The sequence below is a fragment of the Saccharopolyspora sp. NPDC000995 genome, assembly GCF_053599315.1.
On record NZ_JBSFLZ010000363.1, the window covers coordinates 239 to 1,136 of the forward strand.

1 pseudogene is annotated in these 898 nt (G+C 68.9%); it reads left to right on the forward strand.

Features of this window, described 5'->3' with window-relative positions:
• Positions 1-214 precede the first annotated feature (214 nt).
• Positions 215-898, forward strand: a pseudogene (locus ACWDKQ_RS36335) (hypothetical protein); the annotation flags it as partial.

The following is an 898-nucleotide window of genomic DNA, read 5'->3' on the forward strand; positions in this document are numbered from 1 at the left end:
GGACGGCAAGGGCGGTGCTGGTAGCAGTGTGAGGGGCGGGGACGCGACGGGTGGTGTTCCGGCGGTGCGGGACTACGGGCAGCACCAGCCGGGTACGCCGCCACCTGCATATCCTTATGAGGAACTGGGTTTTGGTCCGGACCGGTCGGTGACGCCGCCTCCGCCGTACAGCCCGTTTGCCAGTGGCGATCAGGCCGTGCCCGGAGTGCATGGCGTGGCCGGAAAGTCTGGTATGGACGCTCCAGGCATGGCCGGAGTATCTAGGGCGGACAGTCCTGGTGTGGATGGTTCGGGTGTGGATGGTTCGGGTGTGTTGGGGGGCCGGTCGCTGGATGTGCTGGCGTCGCAGATGCGGGATTCGGTGGGGGAGAAGTCATCGGCGGGTATCCCGCATGGTTCGGGTATGTCCTGGGATGCCGCGCTACCGGAGACTGGCACACCCGGGTCTGCGGCGGTCGCGGATCCGGACGGTGGTGCGGTGCCTGTGGTGCATGAGTCCCCGCCGGGTGCCCTGACCGGCTGGGGTGGGTCGTCTGGTACGGACTCGGTTGCGGGGAGTGGGGTGTGGCATCGCGAGAATGCTGGAGCGGGTCTGCCGGATTCGGCGGTGTTGCCCGTGGATGGGTCGCAGGCGGTGCCGTATCCGCAGCAGGACCGGGTGGTAGCGCCGCTTGCGGGCCTGCCGGTGGACGCGGTGCGGGTGCTGATTCCGGCGGGTGTGGTCTCTGGTGGCGGGTTGGCGGAGTTCGTGCGGGGTGGTGTTGCGGGTTCTGCTGGCGGCCCTGTGGTGTTGGTCACGCAGGGTGTTGCGGGTGCGGGTGTGGTGGTCTCGCTGGGTCAGGGTTCGGCTCTGGCGCGGGACCTGGAGCGGGATGTTGTCGCGTTGACGCCGGGGCAG